Source organism: Streptomyces sp. NPDC059850 (assembly GCF_042731515.1).
Classification (GTDB): domain Bacteria; phylum Actinomycetota; class Actinomycetes; order Streptomycetales; family Streptomycetaceae; genus Streptomyces.
The window spans coordinates 39,027-59,373 of the sequence record NZ_JBHWJI010000043.1 but is presented as its reverse complement, the minus strand read 5'-3'; the positions used below and the strand labels follow the sequence as shown (position 1 = coordinate 59,373).

At 71.2% G+C, this 20,347-nt stretch carries 14 protein-coding genes and 1 pseudogene; 6 read left to right on the top strand and 9 right to left on the bottom strand.

Annotated elements, in window-relative coordinates; genetic code table 11:
* Window positions 1-91: 91 nt before the first annotated feature.
* Complete coding sequence (locus ACFV9T_RS29760) at window positions 92-1,111, top strand: endonuclease/exonuclease/phosphatase family protein (RefSeq protein ID WP_385445524.1); 1,020 nt, start codon at window positions 92-94, stop codon at window positions 1,109-1,111.
* Here the strand turns inward: ACFV9T_RS29760 and ACFV9T_RS29755 are convergent.
* Window positions 1,108-2,199 carry a LysR family transcriptional regulator gene (locus tag ACFV9T_RS29755; RefSeq protein WP_385445523.1) on the bottom strand — a complete coding sequence of 364 codons (1,092 nt, stop codon included), beginning with the start codon at window positions 2,197-2,199 and terminating at the stop codon, window positions 1,108-1,110. The genes ACFV9T_RS29760 and ACFV9T_RS29755 overlap by 4 nt on opposite strands.
* Before the next feature lie 155 nt (window positions 2,200-2,354).
* Window positions 2,355-4,412, bottom strand: coding sequence for a PhoX family protein (locus tag ACFV9T_RS29750; protein ID WP_385445522.1), 2,058 nt, complete (start codon window positions 4,410-4,412; stop codon window positions 2,355-2,357).
* A gap of 290 nt (window positions 4,413-4,702) precedes the next feature.
* On the opposite strand from ACFV9T_RS29750, the gene ACFV9T_RS29745 reads away from it, so the two are divergent.
* From ACFV9T_RS29745 to ACFV9T_RS29735, 3 genes are all read left to right on the top strand, one after another.
* A complete protein-coding gene (locus ACFV9T_RS29745; RefSeq protein ID WP_385445521.1) occupies window positions 4,703-6,490 on the top strand; it encodes a VWA domain-containing protein in 1,788 nt (595 codons plus the stop codon).
* A 147-nt stretch (window positions 6,491-6,637) separates the two neighbouring features.
* Window positions 6,638-8,392: a methionine--tRNA ligase gene (gene metG / locus ACFV9T_RS29740; RefSeq protein ID WP_385445520.1), complete on the top strand. Its 1,755-nt coding sequence runs from the start codon at window positions 6,638-6,640 to the stop codon at window positions 8,390-8,392.
* Between the two features lie 90 nt (window positions 8,393-8,482).
* Window positions 8,483-8,872 carry a DNA-binding response regulator gene (locus ACFV9T_RS29735; RefSeq protein ID WP_385445519.1) on the top strand — a complete coding sequence of 130 codons (390 nt, stop codon included), beginning with the start codon at window positions 8,483-8,485 and terminating at the stop codon, window positions 8,870-8,872.
* A gap of 66 nt (window positions 8,873-8,938) precedes the next feature.
* Here ACFV9T_RS29735 and ACFV9T_RS29730 read toward each other — a convergent pair whose 3' ends face one another.
* The 4 genes and pseudogenes from ACFV9T_RS29730 to aspS form a co-directional block, all read right to left on the bottom strand.
* Window positions 8,939-9,868, bottom strand: coding sequence for an intradiol ring-cleavage dioxygenase (locus ACFV9T_RS29730; RefSeq protein WP_385445518.1), 930 nt, complete (start codon window positions 9,866-9,868; stop codon window positions 8,939-8,941).
* 85 nt (window positions 9,869-9,953) lie between these two features.
* Window positions 9,954-11,034: pseudogene (locus tag ACFV9T_RS29725) on the bottom strand (RNA-guided endonuclease InsQ/TnpB family protein).
* Between the two features lie 271 nt (window positions 11,035-11,305).
* Window positions 11,306-12,148 (bottom strand): L,D-transpeptidase family protein, encoded by an 843-nt coding sequence (locus ACFV9T_RS29720; protein WP_385445517.1) that lies wholly within the window; start codon window positions 12,146-12,148, stop codon window positions 11,306-11,308.
* Between the two features lie 57 nt (window positions 12,149-12,205).
* On the bottom strand, window positions 12,206-14,044 hold the full coding sequence (gene aspS, locus ACFV9T_RS29715; protein ID WP_385445550.1) for an aspartate--tRNA ligase: 1,839 nt from the start codon (window positions 14,042-14,044) through the stop codon (window positions 12,206-12,208).
* A gap of 118 nt (window positions 14,045-14,162) precedes the next feature.
* Between aspS and ACFV9T_RS29710 the strand changes: the two genes are divergently transcribed.
* Complete coding sequence (locus ACFV9T_RS29710; RefSeq protein ID WP_385445516.1) at window positions 14,163-16,289, top strand: SpoIIE family protein phosphatase; 2,127 nt, start codon at window positions 14,163-14,165, stop codon at window positions 16,287-16,289.
* A gap of 13 nt (window positions 16,290-16,302) precedes the next feature.
* Here ACFV9T_RS29710 and ACFV9T_RS29705 read toward each other — a convergent pair whose 3' ends face one another.
* Window positions 16,303-17,256 (bottom strand): pirin family protein, encoded by a 954-nt coding sequence (locus ACFV9T_RS29705; RefSeq protein ID WP_385445515.1) that lies wholly within the window; start codon window positions 17,254-17,256, stop codon window positions 16,303-16,305.
* A gap of 146 nt (window positions 17,257-17,402) precedes the next feature.
* Complete coding sequence (locus tag ACFV9T_RS29700; protein ID WP_009716404.1) at window positions 17,403-17,900, bottom strand: SseB family protein; 498 nt, start codon at window positions 17,898-17,900, stop codon at window positions 17,403-17,405.
* Between the two features lie 160 nt (window positions 17,901-18,060).
* Here ACFV9T_RS29700 and ACFV9T_RS29695 point away from each other — a divergent pair, with 160 nt between their 5' ends.
* The gene (locus ACFV9T_RS29695) at window positions 18,061-19,887 is read left to right on the top strand and encodes an acyl-CoA dehydrogenase (RefSeq protein WP_385445514.1); all 1,827 of its coding nucleotides are present in this window, start codon (window positions 18,061-18,063) and stop codon (window positions 19,885-19,887) included.
* Between the two features lie 82 nt (window positions 19,888-19,969).
* On the opposite strand, the gene ACFV9T_RS29690 is transcribed toward ACFV9T_RS29695, so the two are convergent.
* Window positions 19,970-20,335, bottom strand: coding sequence for a hypothetical protein (locus ACFV9T_RS29690; RefSeq protein WP_385445513.1), 366 nt, complete (start codon window positions 20,333-20,335; stop codon window positions 19,970-19,972).
* Between the last annotated feature and the right edge of the window lie 12 nt (window positions 20,336-20,347).

Below are 20,347 nucleotides of genomic sequence, written 5' to 3'. Positions count from 1 at the left end.
CTCCCTGACATACCGTCAACAGGGTTTCGGCCGGGCCCGGTTCGGGGCTGCGGGACAATGAGGGTCCGCTCCCCGAACGAGAGGCCCCCGCGTGGAGACGACCGTCGCTACGGACCGTGCCGCCGAGCGCGCGCCCGCACGGCGCCTTGTGCGGCTTCCCGAACGGGGGCGGGGGGCGGCCTGGTGGGCGGTGGCGCTGCTCGGCGGGGTGAGCGTCGTACTGGGGTGCCGGGCCGTGGGCACCGATGGCGTCACCCCCGTACCGCAGCTGCTGGCCTTTCTGCCCTGGCTGCTGGTCCCCGCCCTGCTGGGGCTGCTGCTCAGCGTGGCCGCGCGCTGGCCGCTGGGGTGCGGCTGGGCGCTGCTGAGCGCCGCGGTGACCGGCTGGTTCATCCAGCCGTACGACCCCGGCCCGGCGCCCGCGCCGCGCGGCCCGGTCGCCGCTCAGCTGCGGGTGCTCAGCGCGAACCTGGAGTTCGGCCAGGCCACGGACGGGCTGCTGGCCGCGCTGCGCCGGGAGCGGCCGGACGTGGTGTCCGTCCAGGAGTGCGACGTCCACTGCGCGGACGCGCTCGGCTCGGCGGCCGTCCGTAAGGCGTATCCGTACCGGGAGATCGTCACCGGCAGCCCGGCCGAGGGCTCGGCGATCCTCAGCGCCTTCCCGCTGGAGAAGGCGCGGGGCGTGTCCGGCGAGCTGTCGATGCCGGGCGCGGTCGCGCGGATCGCGGGCGTACGGCTGCGGCTCCAGGTCGCGCACCCGATGCCGCCGATGCCGGGGCAGCTGGACGTGTGGCGCACCGAACTGGGGCGGCTGCGTACGTACGCGGCCGGGCGCGGCGACGCCCCCACGCTGATCGCGGGCGACTTCAACGCGACCCAGGACCACGCCGCCTTCCGGGACCTCCTGGACACCGGGATGCGGGACAGCGCACGGGCCACCGGGCTGTCCCGGACGCCGAGCTGGCCGAGCACCACGAGCCCGGTGCTGGGCGCGCAGATCGACCACGTGCTGGTCAGCGACGCGCTGCGGCCGCGTACCGCCCGCTTCCTGGACCTGGGGAACACCGACCACCGGGCGCTGCTGGTCGACCTGGACCTGCACGCGGGCTAGAGGGCGTCCGGGTCGTCCGCGGTGGCCAGTTCGAAGGGGTCCTGGGCCGGGGCCTCGCCGGGGCCGTGCGGCTCGCGCCGCCACCGCTCCTTCTCCGCCTCCAGCGCGTTCCACAGCAGGTTGAGCGGATGGTCGGCGCGGTACCCCGCGCGCTCCCCGCGCCGGGTGAAGGCGCCCAGCAGCACCTCCAGCTTCGGCCCGGTGTCATGGGCCAGTTCGACGGCGCGCAAGCCCCGCGCGTACGCCGCCCGCGGGTCGCCCGCCGCGTCCGCGACGCCCCCGGTGACCAGCATGCAGCCGCGCACCACCCCCGAACGCAGCAGCTCGAAGCCGTAGTTGACGTTGTCGATCTCGGCGGCGATGCGCAGGGTGTCCCGGTAACCGGCGCCGAACCAGGCGTGCAGCACCCCGGCCATCACCCCGCCCGCCGAGACCACCAGCGGCAGCGTGGCCAGTTCGCCGCGCTCGACGGCCGGTCCTGGCAGTTCGTCCACCGGCAGATTGGTCACCAGCGACACCGCGCTGCGCCGCCACTCCATCACGTCGAAGGCGTCGAGTTCGGTGGGCTGGGTCCCCGGCTCGGTCACCACACTTCCGCACACCAGATCGATTTCCTTGGCGCGCAGTTTGGCCAGCACGTCCCGGGTCCGCACATGGCCGACCCTGAGGTCGATCCCGCGTTCCCGGAATTCCCCGGCGACCCGCTCCCGGGCGCTCGCGAGATAGCCGAGCGTCAGGCGCGTGGTGCCCACCATCAGGCTCCGGCCGAGGCGACGGCGGGAGCCGTGGATGCCGTCCAGCCAGTCACCCAGCGTTTCCCCCGCCAAGGCGACGAGCGCCTCGCCCGTGCCGGTGAACAGCACATCCTTGCCGCGCCCCTGCTTGAGCACCAGAGGCTCGCCGCACAGCTCGGAGAAGTTGCGGTTCATGGTGTCGAGCTGCTTTTGCACACTGGCCTGTTCCCGCCCCAGCGCCCGGGCGGCGCCCAGCGCCGTACCGGTCTCATGGACCACGACCAGCGTGCGGAGCTGGTCCATCGTGGTGTCCATGAGCGCGAGCGGACTGTCCAGCAATCCGGTCCTCGTCATGATTTCCCCGTCCCCGTCGTACTTCCCCGTATCTCCCCTCGCTCCCCGCCAAGGGGTCCCGAAATGCTCTTCCCCTACGGCGTAATCACCAAATCGGATCTCGCGAACGGCCCCTGGGCCCATGCGGGCACCAGGGGTCGTTCGCTGAGCGGTAGTCAGGCGCCGATGTCGCCGCCGTCGCGCCGCCAGACGCTGACCACCGACGGGCGGACCAGCGTGCCCGGCCCCTCCGGCCACGTGGACGCGGGCTTCTCGACGCTCGCCCCGTCCAGCTCGCCCGGGTGCTGCACCGCGACCAGCACCCGCCGGTCCTGCACGATCGGGCCGCAGGTCTCGGCGCCGTTCGGGACGGTCAGGAACTGCCGCACCTCACCGCGCCTGCCCCCCGCCGTCGCCACCCCGAACAGCCCGTCGTGGTTGCCGAGCGCGTTGCCGTCGGTGGAGATCCAGAGGTTGCCGAACGCGTCGAAGGTGAGGTTGTCCGGGCAGGAGATCGGGCTGACCTGGTCCTTCGGGAAGCCGCCGAAGTAGGTGCTCGGGTCCTCCGGGTCGCCGCACACCAGGAACAGCCGCCAGTTGAAGCTCTTGGAGCCCGGGTTGTTGCGGCGCTCGGTCAGCTCCAGGATCTGGCCGTGCTTGTTGCCGTTGCGCGGGTTGGCCTCGTCGACCGGCGCCTTGCCGTCCTTGCCTCGGTCGGTGTTGTTCGTCAGCGCGATGTAGACCCGGCCGGTGCGCGGGCTCGGCTCGACGTCCTCGGGGCGGTCCATCTTCGTCGCGCCCACCTTGTCGGCGGCGATCCGCGTGAAGACGTACACCTCCTCGGCCGTCATCCCGTCCACGTGCGAGGTGTCGCCGGTCGCCAGCGGTATCCAATCGCCGGAACCGTCGAACTCGCCGTCGTCGGGCAGCTTCCCGGAGCCATCGATCTCCTTCGCCGGGCTGTCACCGGTGAACTTGGCGACGTACAGCGTGCCCTCGTCCAGCAGCGTGCGGTTGTGCTCGCGGGCGGTGCGGCTGCCGCCCTTCATCATGCGCTTGGCCGACACGAACTTGTAGAAGTAGTCGAACTTCTCGTCGTCGCCCATGTAGAGCACCGGGCGGCCGTCGGTCGTCAGGCGCGGCTCGGCGGCCTCGTGCTTGAAGCGGCCCAGCGCGGTGAGCTTGCGCGGGGTGGAGTCCGGGTCGAACGGGTCCACCTCGATGACCCAGCCGAACCGGTTCGGCTCGTTGGGCTCCTTCGCCACGTCGAAGCGGTCGTCGAAACGCTCCCACTTGCGCTCGGAGGCGCCCTCCTCGAAGCCGTAGCGCTTCAGGCGCGCCTTAGAGGTCGCGTCGGGGGCCTTGTCGGCGTTGGCGAAGTACTGGTTGAAGTTCTCCTCGCCCGACAGGACGGTGCCCCACGGGGTGATGCCGCCACCGCAGTTGTTCAGCGTGCCGAGGACGCGCTTGCCGGACGGGTCCGCCGAGGTGCGCAGCAGCTTGCCGCCCGCCGCCGGGCCCGTCACCTCGAACGGCGTCGTCGCGGTGATCCGCCGGTTGAGCTGGTGCCGCGACATGGCCGTCAGCCTGCCGTCCTTACGGTGCTCCTCCGCCACCACGACCGACAGCCCGTGCGCCGCCCAGCCGATCTCGGCCTGCTCCCGGGTGGGGTTGTCCGCGTCGTACCCCGCGAACATCAGCACCTCGTCGGTGTACTCATGGTTGACCACCAGCACCTGGCGGTCGCGCTCGTGCGGGACGTCCAGCACGGCCATGTAGTCGTTGTTGTAGCCGAACTGGCCCGCCTGGGCCTTCGCCGACTGGTTGTCCGGGTCGAAGGCGGGAGCGCCGCGGAGGATCGGGTCGCCCCAGCGGATGACAAGGTTCTGGTCATGTCCCCCGGGGATGACCACCGCGTCCTTCGTGTTCGGCGCGACCGTGGGAAAGCGCAGCCCACGGGCGGGCTTGCCCTTGGGGTCCGGCTTGCCCGGCGCGGCCTCGGCCCGGGGCGCCTGCCCCACGGCCGCGACCCCGGTCGCGGCCGCGACGGTCACCACGGCACTCGCCCGCATCAGCGAACGGCGCGACAGGGCGCCCGCGATGACGTCCCCCACGTAGGCGTTGTCACTCGTGTTCGGCGTCTCGTGGAAACAGGCGTCACCACAGCGGTACCGGCAGGTCAGTGCGGAACGACCGCCCGGATGTGAGCTGATGAGCGGCAGGAGCTTGGGCACGACTTCCCCTCCGTAGGACGTCACATCGTGGCGGCCCCCGCCGACATGACGTCGGAATCCTTTGGCCGCGAAGCTAGGCGTGTAGAACCGCACAACGACGACCGCACCGTGAACCGAAGGTGAACGACGGGCGACCGGAATCGGCGACCGAAACCAGCCGGTGGGACCGCTAGCCTTTCGACACCACGGTCATGCGCCGTCATGCACCGCACTCGAACACGTGAGAGGTATCTCCCATGGGCATACGGGACCTACTGCGCAAAGTATTCGGACGCTCCCGAGACACCCGGGTGGACGATTCCGCTGCGCCGGAGGCGGCAGTTGTCCCGGCCCCCCAATCCGAGTCGGAGTCGGCTCCCGAGCCGAAGCCCGACCCGGCGCCGGAAGAACCCGCCCACGACCCGGCTCTGGCCGAGCCCCTGAAGACCCTGGACGAAATCCTGGGCACCCCCGCCACCCCCAAGGCCCCAAAGGACCAGCCCAAGTCCCCGGCCGAGACGCAGCCCACGTCCGCGGACGAGGACGCCGAGGCGAAGACGGCCGCCGAGAGCGAGCCCGTGGCCGCCCCGACCGAGCAGGCAGAGGCCACGCCCACCGCCAACGACGAGCCGACCCCGGCAGCGGAAGCCGCCCCCACGGCCGCCGAGGACGCTCCGGCGGACGACGCCAAGGCCGAAGCGGTAGCCGACAGCGAGCCAGTGGCGAACGCCGACGCCAAGCCCGTCCAGGCCGACACCGCCACGACCGAGGCCCAGCCCGAGCCGACCGCCAGCACCGACGCAGCACCCGAGCCGGTGACAGCCGAAGCCGCCGACGAGCCGACCCCGGCAGCGGAAGCCGCGACGTCGGCGGACGCCGAGGCCGAGAGCGCCAGCGCGGAAGCAACGCCCGCCCCGGCAGCGACCGCCACGGCAGACGACCAGCCGACCGCAGCGGCAGAAGCCCCCGCTGACAACGCCCCCGAGCCCGTGGCCGCCGCGTCCGCCGAGGACGCCCAGGCCGAGCCCGACGTGGCCGCCGCCGTCGCAGGCGACGTCGTTACCCCGGCCGACGTCACAACGGACGTCGCCCCGGAGCCCCAGCCCTCGGCCGCCCCGGTGGCAGAAGCCGCCGCCACCACGCCCGACAGCACGCCTGCCGCGACTGCGGACGCCGAAGACGCCCCGGCCGACGACGCCAGGGCAGAGGCGGACGCCGAGAGCGAGCCCGTGGCGAAGGCCGACGACAAGGCCGCCCAGGCCGAGCCGGAGGTGGCCGCCGCGAGCGCCGACGACAAGGCCGCCCAGGCCGAGCCCGACGTGGCCGCCGCCGTCGCGGGCGAGGTCATCACCCCCGCCGACGTCACGACCGACGTCGCACCGGAGCCCGCCGCTGCCGCCGCGCTCGGGGGGCCGCTGGCCGGGATGGGGGCCGCCGCGTCCGGCGCCCTGGCGGGGCGCGGGCTGGGCGGCACGCGTGCCGTCGTCTACCTCGTACTGGACCGCTCGGGCTCGATGCGGAACTACTTCAAGGACGGCACCGTCCAGCACTTCGCCGAGCAGACGCTCGCCCTCTCCGCGAGCGTCAACGACAGCGGCACCCTGCCCATCGTGTTCTTCTCGACGGACATCGACGGCACCGCCGAGATCGGCGTGGACGACCACCAGGGCCGCGTCGAGGAGCTGCACGCCTCGCTCGGGCACATGGGGCGGACGAACTACCACCGGGCCGTCGAAGCGGTGATCGAGCACTACAAGGCGTCCGGCACGAAGGACCCCGCCCTGGTGGTCTTCCAGACGGACGGCGCGCCCACCGGCAAGGCGGCGGCCGAGAAGGCGCTGTGCGAGGCGGCGGGGCTGCCGCTGTTCTGGCAGTTCGTCGGGTTCGGCGACCCCGAGGCGAAGGGGTTCGACTTCCTCCGTAAGCTCGGCACCTCCCCGGCCCTCGCCGTCCCGGAGAAGCGGGCGCTCGACAACGCGGCGTTCTTCCACGCCGGTCTCGACCCCCGGTCGCTGGCCGACGCCGAGCTGTACGAGGAGCTGCTGAAGGCGTTCCCGGGGTGGCTGGAGAGCGCCCGGGCCGCGGGCGTGCTCAAGTAAGGCAGACACAGCACACAGACGAGGGCCGTCCGCGCACCGGAATACCGCGCGGGTGGCCCTCACTGCTCAGATACGATATGGGCGGCCGTCGCCGCCCGCGCGGCAGGCCGAAAGTCACCCACCGTACCGACTTGGGAGCAGCCTGCAATGGCTCGACACCTCATCACCAGCGCCCTTCCCTACATCAACGGGATCAAGCACCTGGGCAACATGGTGGGGTCCATGCTCCCGGCCGACGTCTACGCCCGCTATATGCGCCAGCGCGGCCACGACGTGCTGTACATCTGCGCGACCGACGAGCACGGCACCCCGGCCGAGCTGGCCGCCAAGGAGGCCGGGCTGCCGGTGGACGTGTTCTGCGCGCAGCAGCACGACGCGCAGAAGGCGATCTACGACGGCTTCGGCCTGGCCTTCGACTACTTCGGCCGCAGCTCCTCCCCGCAGAACGTCGAGATCACCCAGCGGATCGCGCGCGAGCTGAAGGCGAACGGCTTCATCGAGGAGCGCTCGATCCGCCAGGTCTTCTCGATCGCCGACGACCGCTTCCTCCCCGACCGCTACATCGAGGGCACCTGCCCGCACTGCGGCTACGACCGGGCCCGCGGCGACCAGTGCGAGAACTGCACCCGGGTGCTGGACCCCACCGACCTCATCGACGCCCGCTCCGCGATCAGCGGCAGCAGCGATCTGGAGATCCGGGAGACCAAGCACCTGTTCCTGCTCCAGTCGAAGCTGGCCGAGGAGGTCGGCGCCTGGGTCGAGGAGCGCGGGAAGGACTGGCCCACGCTCGCGTCCTCCATCGCCCGCAAGTGGCTGACGGAGGGGCTCCAGGACCGCGCGATCACCCGCGACCTGGACTGGGGCGTTCCGGTCCCGGCGGACACCTGGCCGGAGCTGGCGGCCGAGGGCAAGGTCTTCTACGTATGGTTCGACGCCCCGATCGAGTACATCGGCGCGACCAAGGAGTGGGCGGACCGCGACCCGGCGCAGCGCGACTGGAAGTCGTGGTGGTACGACGTGGACACGACCGTCCGCTACACCGAGTTCATGGCGAAGGACAACGTCCCGTTCCACACGGTGATGTTCCCGGCCACCCTGCTCGGCACCCGGGACGCCTGGAAGAAGGTCGACGTCGTCAAGGCCTTCAACTGGCTGACGTACTACGGCGGCAAGTTCTCCACGTCGCAGAAGCGCGGGGTCTTCACGGACGCCGCGCTGGAGGTGCTGCCCGCCGACTACTGGCGCTACTTCCTGATGGCGAACGCGCCCGAGTCCGACGACACCTCCTTCACCTGGGAGCACTTCACCGCCACGGTCAACAAGGACCTCGCGGACACCCTCGGCAACTTCGTCAACCGGGTGCTGTCGTTCTCCCGTAAGCGGTTCGGCGACGAGGTCCCTGCGGGCAAGGCCGCGGGGGAGGCCGAGGAGCGCCTCGGCGAAGAGATCGCGCGGCTGCTCGCGGAGTACGAGGAGCACATGGACGCGCTCCAGTTCCGCAAGGCGGCGGCCGCGCTGCGCGCCCTGTGGAGCGCGGGCAACTCCTACCTGGAGGAGAAGGCCCCCTGGCTGGAGATCAAGGCCGACCAGGAGGCCGCGGCGCTCACCCTCCGCACGGCGATGAACCTGATCCACCTCTACGCGATCGTCTCGGAACCCTTCATCCCGGCGTCGGCGGCGGCCATGCGGTCGGCGTTCGCGCTGGCCGGGGACACCGCGCGGTGGGTCGGCCAGGAGGAGGCCAGGGCGCTGTCCTCGGTCCCGGCGGGCACGGCCTTCACGGTGCCGCCGGTGCTCTTCGCGAAGATCACCGAAGACGACCTGGAGTCCTACCGGGAGCGCTTCGGCGGTACGGAGGAGCCGGTGGCGGCCGAGGAGCCCACGGAGCCCAAGGCCAAGTAGTGACGGCGGCGTCGATCGTTCGGCAACCGTACGTTTAGCCCGCGCGACTTCCCTGTGGAGGAAACCTCCGCAGGGAAGTCGAGGAACCCAGTGCCGGACCCATGTGTCACGGTGTCGGTCCACGGCCCCGATCCGCTCGCGCGGGCCGGGGTCGTCCGCCATCTGGATCAGCAGCCGGGCGTCGAGCTGACGCACCAGACCGGCACGGTGGCCGTCATGCTCGCCGAACGCCTCGACGCCCGCGCCGGCGCCGAGCTGCGCCACCTGGTACGGGGCGGACGGCAGCGGGTGGTGCTGGTCGCGGGCGAGCTGCGCGAGGCGGAGCTGCTGACGGTGATGGAGTACGGCGTACGGGCGGTGCTGTGGCAGCACCGCACCACACCCCGCCGCCTGCTGCGCGCCGTACACCGGGCCGCCCGCGCGCAACGGGGCGAGCCGTGCGGCGTGGACCGGCGGCTGACCGACCTCTTCCCGCGCTGATACGCGCTGATCAATACGCACGCGGAACCCCCGGAGAGCCCCCCACGAGCTCCCCGGGGGCCGCCGTCACATGCCGGTGCCGTCGTTGGTCGCGTCGGGGTCGACCCCGAGGGTGAGCGAGCCGACGACGCCCTTGGCGATCTTCCCCTTGCGGTACTGGAGCTTCAGCAGACCGCCCTCGGCCCCGTTGCCCGGGTAGATGCCGTCCTCGTCGAGGGTGGTGCGCGGGGTGGTGCTGGTGCTGTACGGCGCCACCTCGGCGGAGTCGAGCACGGCCTCCTCGGCGAAGAAGAGCTGCCCGGTGTGGCAGGCGTGGCCGCCCTCGTAGCCGGAGTCGGTCAGCTTGCCGTCCACGTGCACCTTGGTGTGGATGTGCACGCACCGGCCCCGGTACCAGCCGGGGAAGACGGTGGTGAACTCGACGAAGCCGTGCCGGTCGGTGAGCTGGGTGCCGCGCAGATACCGCTTGTCGTCGGTCGGGTCCTGGTGGCCGCCGCCGGGCGGGGCTCCGGTGGGCGGGGTGCCGGTGGGCTCCCCGGTCGGCGTACCGGTGGGCGGGGCTCCGGTCGGCGGGGTGCCGCCGCCGCTGCTGGAGTCCTCGTAGCCGGAGTAGAGCCCGAGCGCGTCGCAGTGCCAGATGTCGACGGCCGCTTTCGCGAGCGGTTTACAGGTGACGGAGTCGATGAGTTTGAGCCGGAGGGTCATCGGGATGCCCTCCTTGCCCTCCGTGATGTTCTTTCTGATCTTGTCGGCGTCGATGTAGTACGGACCCTCGGTGGTCTCCGAGGTGAGCCGGTAGCAGACCTCCTGGGACGAGGAGGAGGCCGACGCCGAAGGGGAGGCGGCGGAGGTGGAGCCGTCGGGGGAGGCCGAGGCGGTGGTGGCGGCGATGGTGCCCACACCGGCTGCCGCGACCACGGCGCCGCCCGCCACGACGACCCGGCGCCTCGTCATGTCCCGCCCGTTCGCGGGGGTGTTCTTCTGGGGTTCGGTCATGGCAGGGGACACTAGGGCCGCAACCTGTCAACGGCATGGGTGCTTGCTTTGAATCCTCCCCTCCCGGAGGGAGGGGACTCCTGGCTCAGGCCGCCTCTTGGAGCAGCGCTCCAAGAGGTCTTCCGCCATCAGCACCAGCCGGGTTGAGACCAGCCCGGAGAAGCATCACGCGTGCGGAGTTCTTGTCCCTCGAGGACACGGTTCCGCACACGGCGCAGGTGTAGGTGCGCTCACCCAGCGGCAGGCGATGCTTGGCTCTCGCATCGCAGTGCGCGCAGTCCATCGTGGTGTACGCGGGGTGGACAAGGCGGATGTCCCGCCCATGTTTGCGGCCCATGGCCACCAGAGCGGCCTTGGTGGCGCCGATGGCGGCGTCAGCGGCCTTGCGGGCTCTTCGCCTCGCGGTAGCCCTTCGACGCCGGTTGCCCCTTCTTCGGCCTGCGGCGGGCCATCATCCGGTCGTACCGGGTCAGCTTCGCCTGGGCCTTCCTGCCGTACCCGGCGTTCGGCAGGTCGTGCGCGTCGGACGTGGTGGTCGCGGTCTCCTTCACGCCCCAGTCGACACCGAGTACGCGACCCGTTCTCCGCATGGGCTGTACCTGGGCGACCACGACGAAGGAGCAGTACCAGTGCCCGAGACTGTCCTGGTACACACGAACCGAGGACGGCTCACCCGGCGGTTCCCGCGACCACACCACCACCACGACGATGCCGCCCGCCAGATGCAGTCGGCCGTCTTTCAACCGGAACCCGCGCCGGGTGTAGTTGAGGGTCGGCAGCGCCTCGCGCTTGGATTTCCACTTCGGCATCCCGGCCCGGCGCGCCATGGGCAGGCCTGCGCGGATGTCCTTGTGCGCCTTGGCGCGGGAGCGGCCGAAGTCGCGGATGATCTGCTGCTGAGGAACCGAGGAGCCCTCACGCAGCCACGGCGTCCTCCGCCTCGCTTCGGTCAGCATCCTGTCGAGCTGAGCCGGGCCGCACGTGGCCTTCTGACCGGTGGACTTGTTGTGCAGGTACACGGCCTTCGCCTTGGCGACACATTCGTTCCACACCCAGCGGCACCGGTCCCACTCCGCCACCAGGGCGGTGCGAGCGGTGGAAGACACGCGCAGCCGGTAGGTGTACCGCGCATGCCCGCCCTCCGCAGCCACCCCCACGTGTGCCATCTCGCCCCCTCACGACCCCGACCGGGACGACGCGCCCTCCCGAACTCTCTGAAGGACCATACGTACGACAGCAGCACACACGTCCCCCGATCCCACGGCCATCACCCCGACCAGCGAACAAAAGAACGCACGTTCGCATCATCTCGGCGATACCGACAGCGATACGGGCGCTCGGCGCCCTGAACCGGATGCGGCGACACTCCGCCTCGCGACACCCGGATGCGACGCCTGTGGGAACGGCGTCAACGAGCCAAAGTCGGCCGGGACAGAGTCAGCGGGCCAGCGAGTCCTCCGGCCCCATCACCACGACCGGGTGGCGGTCGGGGTCGAGGGTGCGCAGCAGCGTCCGCATATGCGCCCTGGAGAGGCTGATGCAGCCCTGGGTGGGCCCGTTGTGGTCGACGTGGAACCAGATGCCGCCGCCCCGGTCGTCGCCCAGCGGCCTGGTCCAGTCGCGCGGGGAGGTCCCGGCCTCGCGGTTGTAGTTGATCGCCACGACGTAGTCGAAGGCCCCGGCCAGCGGCTCGCCCTCGGCGCCGGTGCCGCTGATGGTGAAGCCCTGGACGGCGTGGTCGTAGGTGAGCTTGGTGCCCGGATCGGGCAGCTTCCCGCCCCCATCGGACAGGCGGAAGACGCCGGTCGGGGAGCGGAGGTCGCCCTGCCGGTGGTGGTCGGTCCAGCCTCGGGCGGCGTTGTGCGCCTTCCAGGAGGGCCCGGCCCGCCAGACGGGGCCGCCTCCGGCGTCGCCCTCCCGGTCGCCGGTCGTCCCGCCCGCCGCGGAGCGCTCGTAGAGCACGACGGAGGAACGGGTCGCGTCCCGGCCACTGCCGGTGACGACCACGACCTGCTCGGCGTCCCGGGGCACGTCGGCGCGGGTGCGCGGCCCGAGCCCGGGCAGGTCGCCCGCCCGCTCGGCGGGGGCGGGCCGCCCGGCGGGGCTCTGCGTCCCCGTGGGCGCGCCCGCCGCGCCGGAGCGGCCCGCGGAGCCCTTGGCGTCCGCGGTGCCCTTGGCGTCGTCCGTGGTGTGCTTACGGGACCCGTCCCCGGGACCCGCGCAGCCCGCGAGCGCCGCGATGAGCAGCGCCGTGGCAACGGCCGGAATCCGTACCCTCACTGTGTCCTCCGCCCCTGGATACGCACCGGGCGCGGATCTCCTGTCCCGTCCGCGCCGTTACTCGGCGTCCTTCCCCTCAACCGGCTGCTCAGCCTTCTCGCCCTTCTCCGTCTTCCCGGCGCCCTTCTCGGCCTGCTTGACCTGCGGCTTGCGCACCGACAGGTGCAGCTCCCGCAGCCGGGCGTCCTCCACCTCGCTGGGCGCGCCCATCAGCAGGTCCTGGGCGTTGCCGTTGAGCGGGAACGCGATGGTCTCGCGGATGTTCGGCTCGTCGGCGAGCAGCATGACGATGCGGTCGACGCCGGGGGCGATGCCGCCGTGCGGCGGTGCCCCGAAGTGGAACGCGCGCAGCATGCCGCCGAATTCCCGCTCGACGTCCTCGCGGGAGTATCCGGCGATCTCGAACGCCTTGAACATCACGTCCGGCTCGTGGTTCCGGATGGCGCCGGACGACAGCTCGGTGCCGTTGCAGACGATGTCGTACTGCCACGCGAGGATGTCCAGCGGGTCCTGGTTCTCCAGCGCGTCCAGACCGCCCTGCGGCATGGAGAACGGGTTGTGGGAGAACTCGATCTCGCCGGTGTCCTCGTTCCGCTCGAACATGGGGAAGTCCACGATCCAGCAGAAGCGGAAGACGTTCTCCTCGAAGTGGCCGGTCCGCTTGGCGGCCTCGACGCGCACGGCGCCCATGATCTTGGAGACCTCGTCGAAGTCGCCCGCGCCGAAGAAGACCGACGTGCCGGGCTTGCCCTCGACTTCGGCGATCAGCTTCTCGACGTCCTCATCCGTGAGGAACTTGGCGATCGGCCCGGTGAGCTTGGAGTCCTCGCCGATCCGGACCCAGGCGAGGCCCTTGGCGCCCTGCTCGACCGCGAACTCGCCCATCTGGTCGAAGAACTTCCGGGGCAGCTCGGCGGTGTCCGGCACGGCCAGCGCGCGCACGTGCTTGTCGGCGAACGCCTTGAAGCCGGAGCCCGCGAAGACCTGGCTGACGTCGACCAGTTCCAGCTTGGCGCGCAGGTCCGGCTTGTCAGAGCCGTACTTCAGCATCGCCTCGCGGAACGGGATCCGAAGGAACGGCGAGGTGACGTGGCGGCCGCCGCCGAACTCCTCGAACAGCTCGGTCATCACCTTCTCGATGACCTCGAAGACGTCCTCCTGCTCGACGAAGCTCATCTCGACGTCGAGCTGGTAGAACTCGCCCGGCGAGCGGTCGGCGCGGGCGTCCTCGTCGCGGAAGCAGGGCGCGATCTGGAAGTAGCGGTCGAAGCCCGCGATCATCAGCAGCTGCTTGAACTGCTGCGGGGCCTGCGGCAGCGCGTAGAACCGGCCCGCGTGCAGCCGGGAGGGGACCAGGAAGTCGCGCGCGCCCTCGGGGGAGGTGGCGGACAGGATCGGGGTCGCCATCTCGTTGAAGCCCTGCGCGGTCATCTTCTGCCGGATCGCGGAGATCACGGCGGAGCGCAGCATGATGTTGCGGTGCATCCGCTCCCGGCGCAGGTCCAGGAAGCGGTGCTCAAGGCGCCGCTCCTCGCCGACCCCGTCCTCCGGGTAGACGGTGAAGGGCAGCGGGTCGGCCGCGCCGAGCACCTCGACGTCGGCGACCTCGACCTCGATCGCGCCGGTGGGCAGCTCGGGGTTGACGTTGTCGGCGCCGCGGGCGATCACCCGGCCGTCGACGCGGACGACGCTCTCCTTGGAGATCGAGCTGAGCTTCTCGTTGGCGGCGGTGTCGGGCCGGACGACGAGCTGCACCAGGCCGTAGTGGTCGCGCAGATCGATGAAGAGGATGCCGCCCAGGTTCCGTCGATTGTGCAGCCAGCCGGAGAGCCGAACGTCGGTGTCGACGTCAGCGGCGCGGAGCTGGCCACAGGTGTGGGACCGGTACCGATGCATCATTCATCCAAGTCGTCAGGTGGGGAGTGTTGCGTACCCTCGTTAAGCTTCCGGCCAAGCGTACCGGCGCCGTGACCTTCACTGGTAAGCGCGCGGAAAATGCCCATAAGGTAGCGCAATGCGCACCGAGGACCTGCTGGCCGCCATAGCGACCGGACTGTGGCGGTGGGACAGCGTCTCGGGCGCCGTCTCCTACGACGCCGAGGCGGCCCGTCTGGTGGGCCTGCCCGCCGAGGCGGTCACGCTCCCCGAGTCCACCGCCCGGGCCCGCTTCCACCCGGCGGACTGGCTGGAGCTGCAGTCCATCGTGATGCTGGCGGCGGCCGAGGGCACCCTCGCCGAGGCCCTGATGCGCATCGTGGACGAGAAGGGCAAGGTGCTGCGGACCGTGCGCACCCGGTCCCGGCCGGTCGACCACCCCGACGACGAGGGCGGCCAGCTGATGCTCGGCACGCTCCAGGAGGTCCCCGAGCCGCTGCCGGGCACCACCGCGGGCCGCTCCCCGGTCACCGGCGACTGGCGGCGCAACCGCGAGGCGTTCCTGCTGGACGCCGGGCGGGCGCTGGCCGAGGCGATGTCCACCGCCGAGGTGCTGCGGGTGGCCGCCGGGCTGTCCATGCCCGGTTTCTCGCCGGACGGGCTCGCCGTCTTCGGCGTCAAGGGTGACCGGATCTCGCTCATCGGCCACCACGGCCACCGGCTGGACACCGAGCATCCGTCCGCCGACATGCCGGTGGCCACCGACCACCCGGCGGCCGAGGTGGCCCGCACCGGCCGGGCCGTCTACCTGCCCTCTCCCGAGGAGTACCGCGGCCGGTTCCCCGCCGCCTGGCACCGGATGCGGCCGCTGAAGCGCCGCTCCTGGGCCTTTCTGCCGCTGATCGTCGCGGGCCGCACCATCGGCGCGTGGATGGCCGGATTCGCCCACCCGGTCGCGTTCTCGCCCGACGAGCGCTCGGTGCTCACCACGATCGCGCGGATGCTGGCCCAGGCGCTGTCCCGGGCGGCCCTCCAGGAGACCGAGCGCGAGCTGTCGGACGGCCTCCAGCGCTCGATGCTGCCCGCCGCCAAGCCCGACATCCCGGGGCTCACGGTGGCCGCGCGCTACGTGCCGACCGGCGGCGGGCTCCAGGTCGGCGGCGACTGGTACGACGTGATCGCGCTGCCCTCGGGGCGCACCGCCCTGGTGATCGGCGACGTGCAGGGGCATGACGTCCGGGCCGCCGGGATCATGGGGCAGCTGCGGATCGCGGTGCGGGCGTACGCCTCCGAGGGCCACCACCCGGACGCGGTGCTCGCCCGCGCCTCCCGCTTCCTGTGCGGACTCGCCGACCCCAATGGGGACGGGGGATACGACCCCCGGTTCGCGACCTGCCTCTACATGGAGGTGGACCCGGTCGCGGGCACCCTGGACATCGCCCGCGCGGGCCATCCGGACCCGGCGGTCCGGCTGGCCGACGGCACGATGATGATCCGCCCCACCGCGGGCGGGCTGCCGCTGGGCGTCGACCCGGAGGGCGACTACCCCACCACCCGGGTGGTGCTGGAGCCCGGCGAGACGCTGCTGATGTGCACCGATGGGCTGATCGAGACCGGCGGCCACGACCTGACGACCGGCTGGGACCGGATCCGGTCGGTCTTCGAGCACCCGGCGACCGCGACGGATGGCCCGCACGACATGGAAGCGCTCGCCGAGGCCCTGGTGCAGGCCGTGCACGGGCCGCCCTCGCACCACACCACCGGCCCGCTCGCCGACCGCCGCGAGGACGACATAGCGCTGCTGCTGATCCGCCGGGACGCGGAGGTGTGCCTGGTCGGACCGGGTTCGGCGCCGGTGCGGCGTACCGCGGTCACGCTCGCGCAGGCCGAGCCGGAGCGGATAGCGGGCGCCCGCAGGCAGCTGCGCGACATGCTGCACGACTGGGCGGACCCGGACCAGGTCGAGTCGGCGGTGCTGCTGCTCTCCGAGATGGTCACCAACGTCCTGGTGCACACCGACGGGGACGCCCTGCTGGTCGCCGAGGTCAGCGGGCGGCGCGGATCGCGGCGGCTGCGGCTCGACGTCGCGGACGGCAGCGACGAGCTGCCGCACCGCCGCCGCCCCGGCGAACTCGCGTCGTCGGGGCGGGGGCTGATGCTGATGGAGATGCTGGCCGACGCCTGGGGCGTCGACCCGCGCGGCGACGGCAAGTGCATCTGGTACGAACTCCACGAGCGCCCACCGGAGTCGCAGCCGCAGCCGTAGCCGTGCGCCCCGGCTACTCGTCCTCGGCCGGTATCGTGCCCAGCTTTCCGGCGCGGAAGTCGTCGAAGGCCTGGGCCAGTTCGGCGTGGGTGTTCATCACGAACGGGCCGTAGTGCATCATCGGCTCGCGGATCGGCTGCCCGCCGAGCAGCACCACCTCGAAGTTGGGGCTGCGCGACTCCTGGGCCGCGTCCGCCCGTATCGTCAGCGCGTCACCGGCGCCGAAGACCACCGTCTGCCCGGTGCGGAAGGGCCGCTGCTCCGCGCCCGCCGTGCCGCGCCCGGCGAGGCCGTAGGCGAGCGCGTTGAAGTCCGGGCGCCAGGGCAGGGTCAGCTCGGCGCCGGGGTTCAGCGAGACGTGCAGCATGGTGATCGGGGTGTGGGTGATGCCCGGCCCCTGGTGCCCGTCGATGTCGCCCGCGATCACCCGCAGCAGCGCGCCGCCGTCGGCGGAGGTGAGCAGCTTGACCTTGGCGCCACCGATGTCCTGGTAGCGCGGCGGCATCATCTTGTCCTTGCCCGGCAGGTTCACCCACAGCTGGAGGCCGTGGAACAGACCGCCGGACATGACCAGCGACTCCGGCGGGGCCTCGATGTGAAGCAGCCCGGAGCCCGCGGTCATCCACTGGGTGTCGCCGTCGTTGATCGTGCCGCCGCCGCCCTGCGAGTCCTGGTGCACGAAGGTGCCGTCGATGAGGTACGTCACGGTCTCGAAGCCGCGGTGGGGGTGCCAGGGGGTGCCCTTGGGCTCGCCCGGCGCGTACTCCACCTCGCCCATCTGATCCATCATGATGAACGGGTCGAGGTGCTGGTAGTCGATCCCGGCGAAGGCGCGCCGCACCGGGAATCCCTCGCCCTCGAAGCCACTGGGCGCGGTGGTGACACCGAGCGCCGGACGGGGGCGCGCGTCGGCGGGCGCCGCGACCCGGGGCAGGGTCAGGGGGTTGTCTACGGTCACTGCGGGCATGACGGCCTCCTCGGTCGTTCATCATTCAACTTAATTGAAGGCTGAACGACTCGCAAGAGGGGCCCTATTCCGGCTCTAGCGGGACACGAGGGGCATGCGGTGCGCCCGAGAGCCGTGCAGGTCAGCCGGCCGCGAAGCGATGGCGTCTAGCCATACATGCGGCGCATCGCGAAGTCGACCATCTGCTCCACCGCCTTGGCATCGAAGACCATGCGGTGCTCACCCTCCATGTCGAGGACGAAGCCGTAGCCGGTCGGCAGCAGGTCGATCACCTCGGCACCGGTGATCACGAAGTACTTGGACTCCTTGCCCGCGTACCGCCGCAGCTCCTTGAGCGAGGTGAACATCGGGATCACCGGCTGCTGGGTGTTGTGCAGCGCGAGGAAACCGGGGTTGTCACCGCGCGGGCAGTACACCTTGGAGGCCGCGAAGATCTGCTGGAAGTCCTCCGCCGCCATGGAGCCCGTGGTGAAGGCGCGCACCGCGTCCGCGAGGGACGGCGGCGAGGGCTCGGGGTACAGCGGCTGCCCACCGTAGCCGGGTCCCGGCTGTGAGTGGTGTGACGCATGCGGCTGCTGTTGCGGCGGAGGTGGCGGGGCGGCGTAACCCTGCCCTGCGCTCGCGTTCTGGTCGTAGCCGTACATGGACTGAAGCGTACTGAGTCACAGTTGGCCGCTTGAGGGTTGCCCTTTATTACCCACGGGTAGCATCATGGCGACACCGGATTGACCGCACCGGAGTGCTGATCGATACCGCGCCACGAAGAGGTCCCGCCTCTCCCCGAGTCCTTACGGAGCCGTCGCCATGGGGCACTACAAGTCGAATCTCCGCGACATCGAGTTCAACCTCTTCGAGGTGCTCGGACGCGACAAGCTGTACGGCACCGGCCCGTTCGCGGAGATGGACATCGAGACCGCCAAGAGCGTGCTCGCCGAGATATCCCGGCTCTCCGAGAACGAGCTGGCCGCCTCCTACGCCGACTCGGACCGCAACCCGCCGGTCTTCGACCCGAAGACGAACACGGCGCCGCTGCCCGAGTCGTTCAAGAAGAGCTACCGGGCGTACATGGACGCCGAGTGGTGGCGGCTCGGGGTCCCGGAGGCCCTCGGCGGCACCTCCTGCCCGCGCTCCCTGCTGTGGGCCTCGGCCGAATCGATCCTCGGCGCCAACACCCCGATCTGGATGTACGCATCCGGTCCGGCCTTCGCCGGGGTGCTGTACGACGAGGGCACCGAGGAGCAGCTGAAGATCGCGCAGCTGATGGTGGACAAGCAGTGGGGCTCCACCATGGTGCTGACCGAGCCCGACGCGGGTTCGGACGTGGGCGCGGGCCGCGCCAAGGCCGTCCAGCAGGAGGACGGCACCTGGCACATCGACGGGGTGAAGCGGTTCATCACCTCCGGTGAGCACGACGTCTCCGACAACATCATCCACTTCGTGCTGGCCCGCCCCGAGGGCGCCGGACCCGGCACCAAGGGGCTGTCCCTGTTCGTCGTCCCCAAGTACGACTTCGACTGGGACAGCGGCGAGCTGGGCGAGCGCAACGGCGTCTACGCGACCAACGTCGAGCACAAGATGGGTCTGCGCGTCTCCAACACCTGCGAGCTGACCTTCGGCGCCGACCGCCCGGCCAGGGGCTGGCTGCTGGGCGAGAAGCACGACGGCATCCGCCAGATGTTCAAGATCATCGAGTTCGCCCGGATGATGGTCGGCACGAAGGCCATGGCCACCCTCTCGACCGGCTACCTCAACGCGCTGGAGTACGCCAAGGAGCGCGTCCAGGGCCCGGACCTGGCGGCCTTCACCGACAAGACCGCCCCGCGCGTCACCATCACCCACCACCCGGACGTGCGCCGCTCGCTCATGACGCAGAAGGCGTACGCGGAGGGCCTGCGCTCGCTCACCCTCTACACCGCCTCCGTGCAGGACGAGATCATGGTCAAGGAGGCCGCGGGCGAGGACGCCTCGGCCGAATCCCGCCTCAACGACCTGCTGCTGCCGATCGTCAAGGGCTACGGCTCGGAGAAGGCGTACGAGCAGCTGGCGCAGTCCCTGCAGACCATCGGCGGCTCCGGCTACCTCCAGGAGTACCCGCTGGAGCAGTACATCCGGGACGCCAAGATCGACACCCTCTACGAGGGCACCACCGCCATCCAGGGCCAGGACTTCTTCTTCCGCAAGATCGTCCGGGACCAGGGCCAGGCGCTGACCGTCCTCTCCGAGGAGATCAAGAAGTTCCTGGCGGAGGCCGCGGGCGGCGAGGAGCTGGCTCCGGCCCGCGACCGGCTCGCCCAGGCCGCGGTCGACCTGGAGGGCATCGTGGGCGCCATGCTCACCGACCTCTCGGCCACCGAGCAGGACGTCAGCTCCATCTACAAGGTCGGCCTCAACGCCACCCGGCTGCTGCTCGCCTCCGGCGACGTGGTGCTCGGCTACCTCCTGCTGCGCGGCGCGGCCGTCGCCGCGGAGAAGCTGGGCGGGGCCGCCAGCAAGGACGTGGCGTTCTACCAGGGCAAGATCGCGGCGGCGAAGTTCTTCGCCCACGAGATCCTGCCGGGCGTCTCGGTGCAGCGCGCGCTGGCCGAGTCCGTCACCAAGGAGCTGATGGACCTGGACGAGGCCGCGTTCTAGGTCTCGCCTCCACAAGCCCGGGAGTCGGTCGCCCTCTCCTTCACCGAGGGCGACCGGCTCCCGCCTCTCTGGGCGCCTGGGGTCAGGTCTCCTGGTCGGGCGGGTGCTCCCGCAGGGCCCGCTCCACCTCCTCACGCGCCTGCCGCCGCAGCTCCTCGTTCTGCGCCAGCAGTTCTTCGACCGTCTCCTGTCCCGCGCCGGGCGGACGCGGCCGGGCCCGCAGCTTGGCCAGCAGGTCCTGGCACGCCTCGTCCTCGGTGGCGAAGCGGCTGACGTCCTTGTCCACCGAGCGCTCCCACAGCCCGGTCACCCAGCCGCCGTCCGGCGCTGGCCGCAGGAAGTAGTAGGCGTCCGGCTGGACTTCGATGTCCCGCACGCCGGGAATGTCGTACAAAGCGTCCGGGACCTGCTCGGCGCGCAGCACCCGGACGAGTTCCGTTCTGTCCACGGCACCAGGATG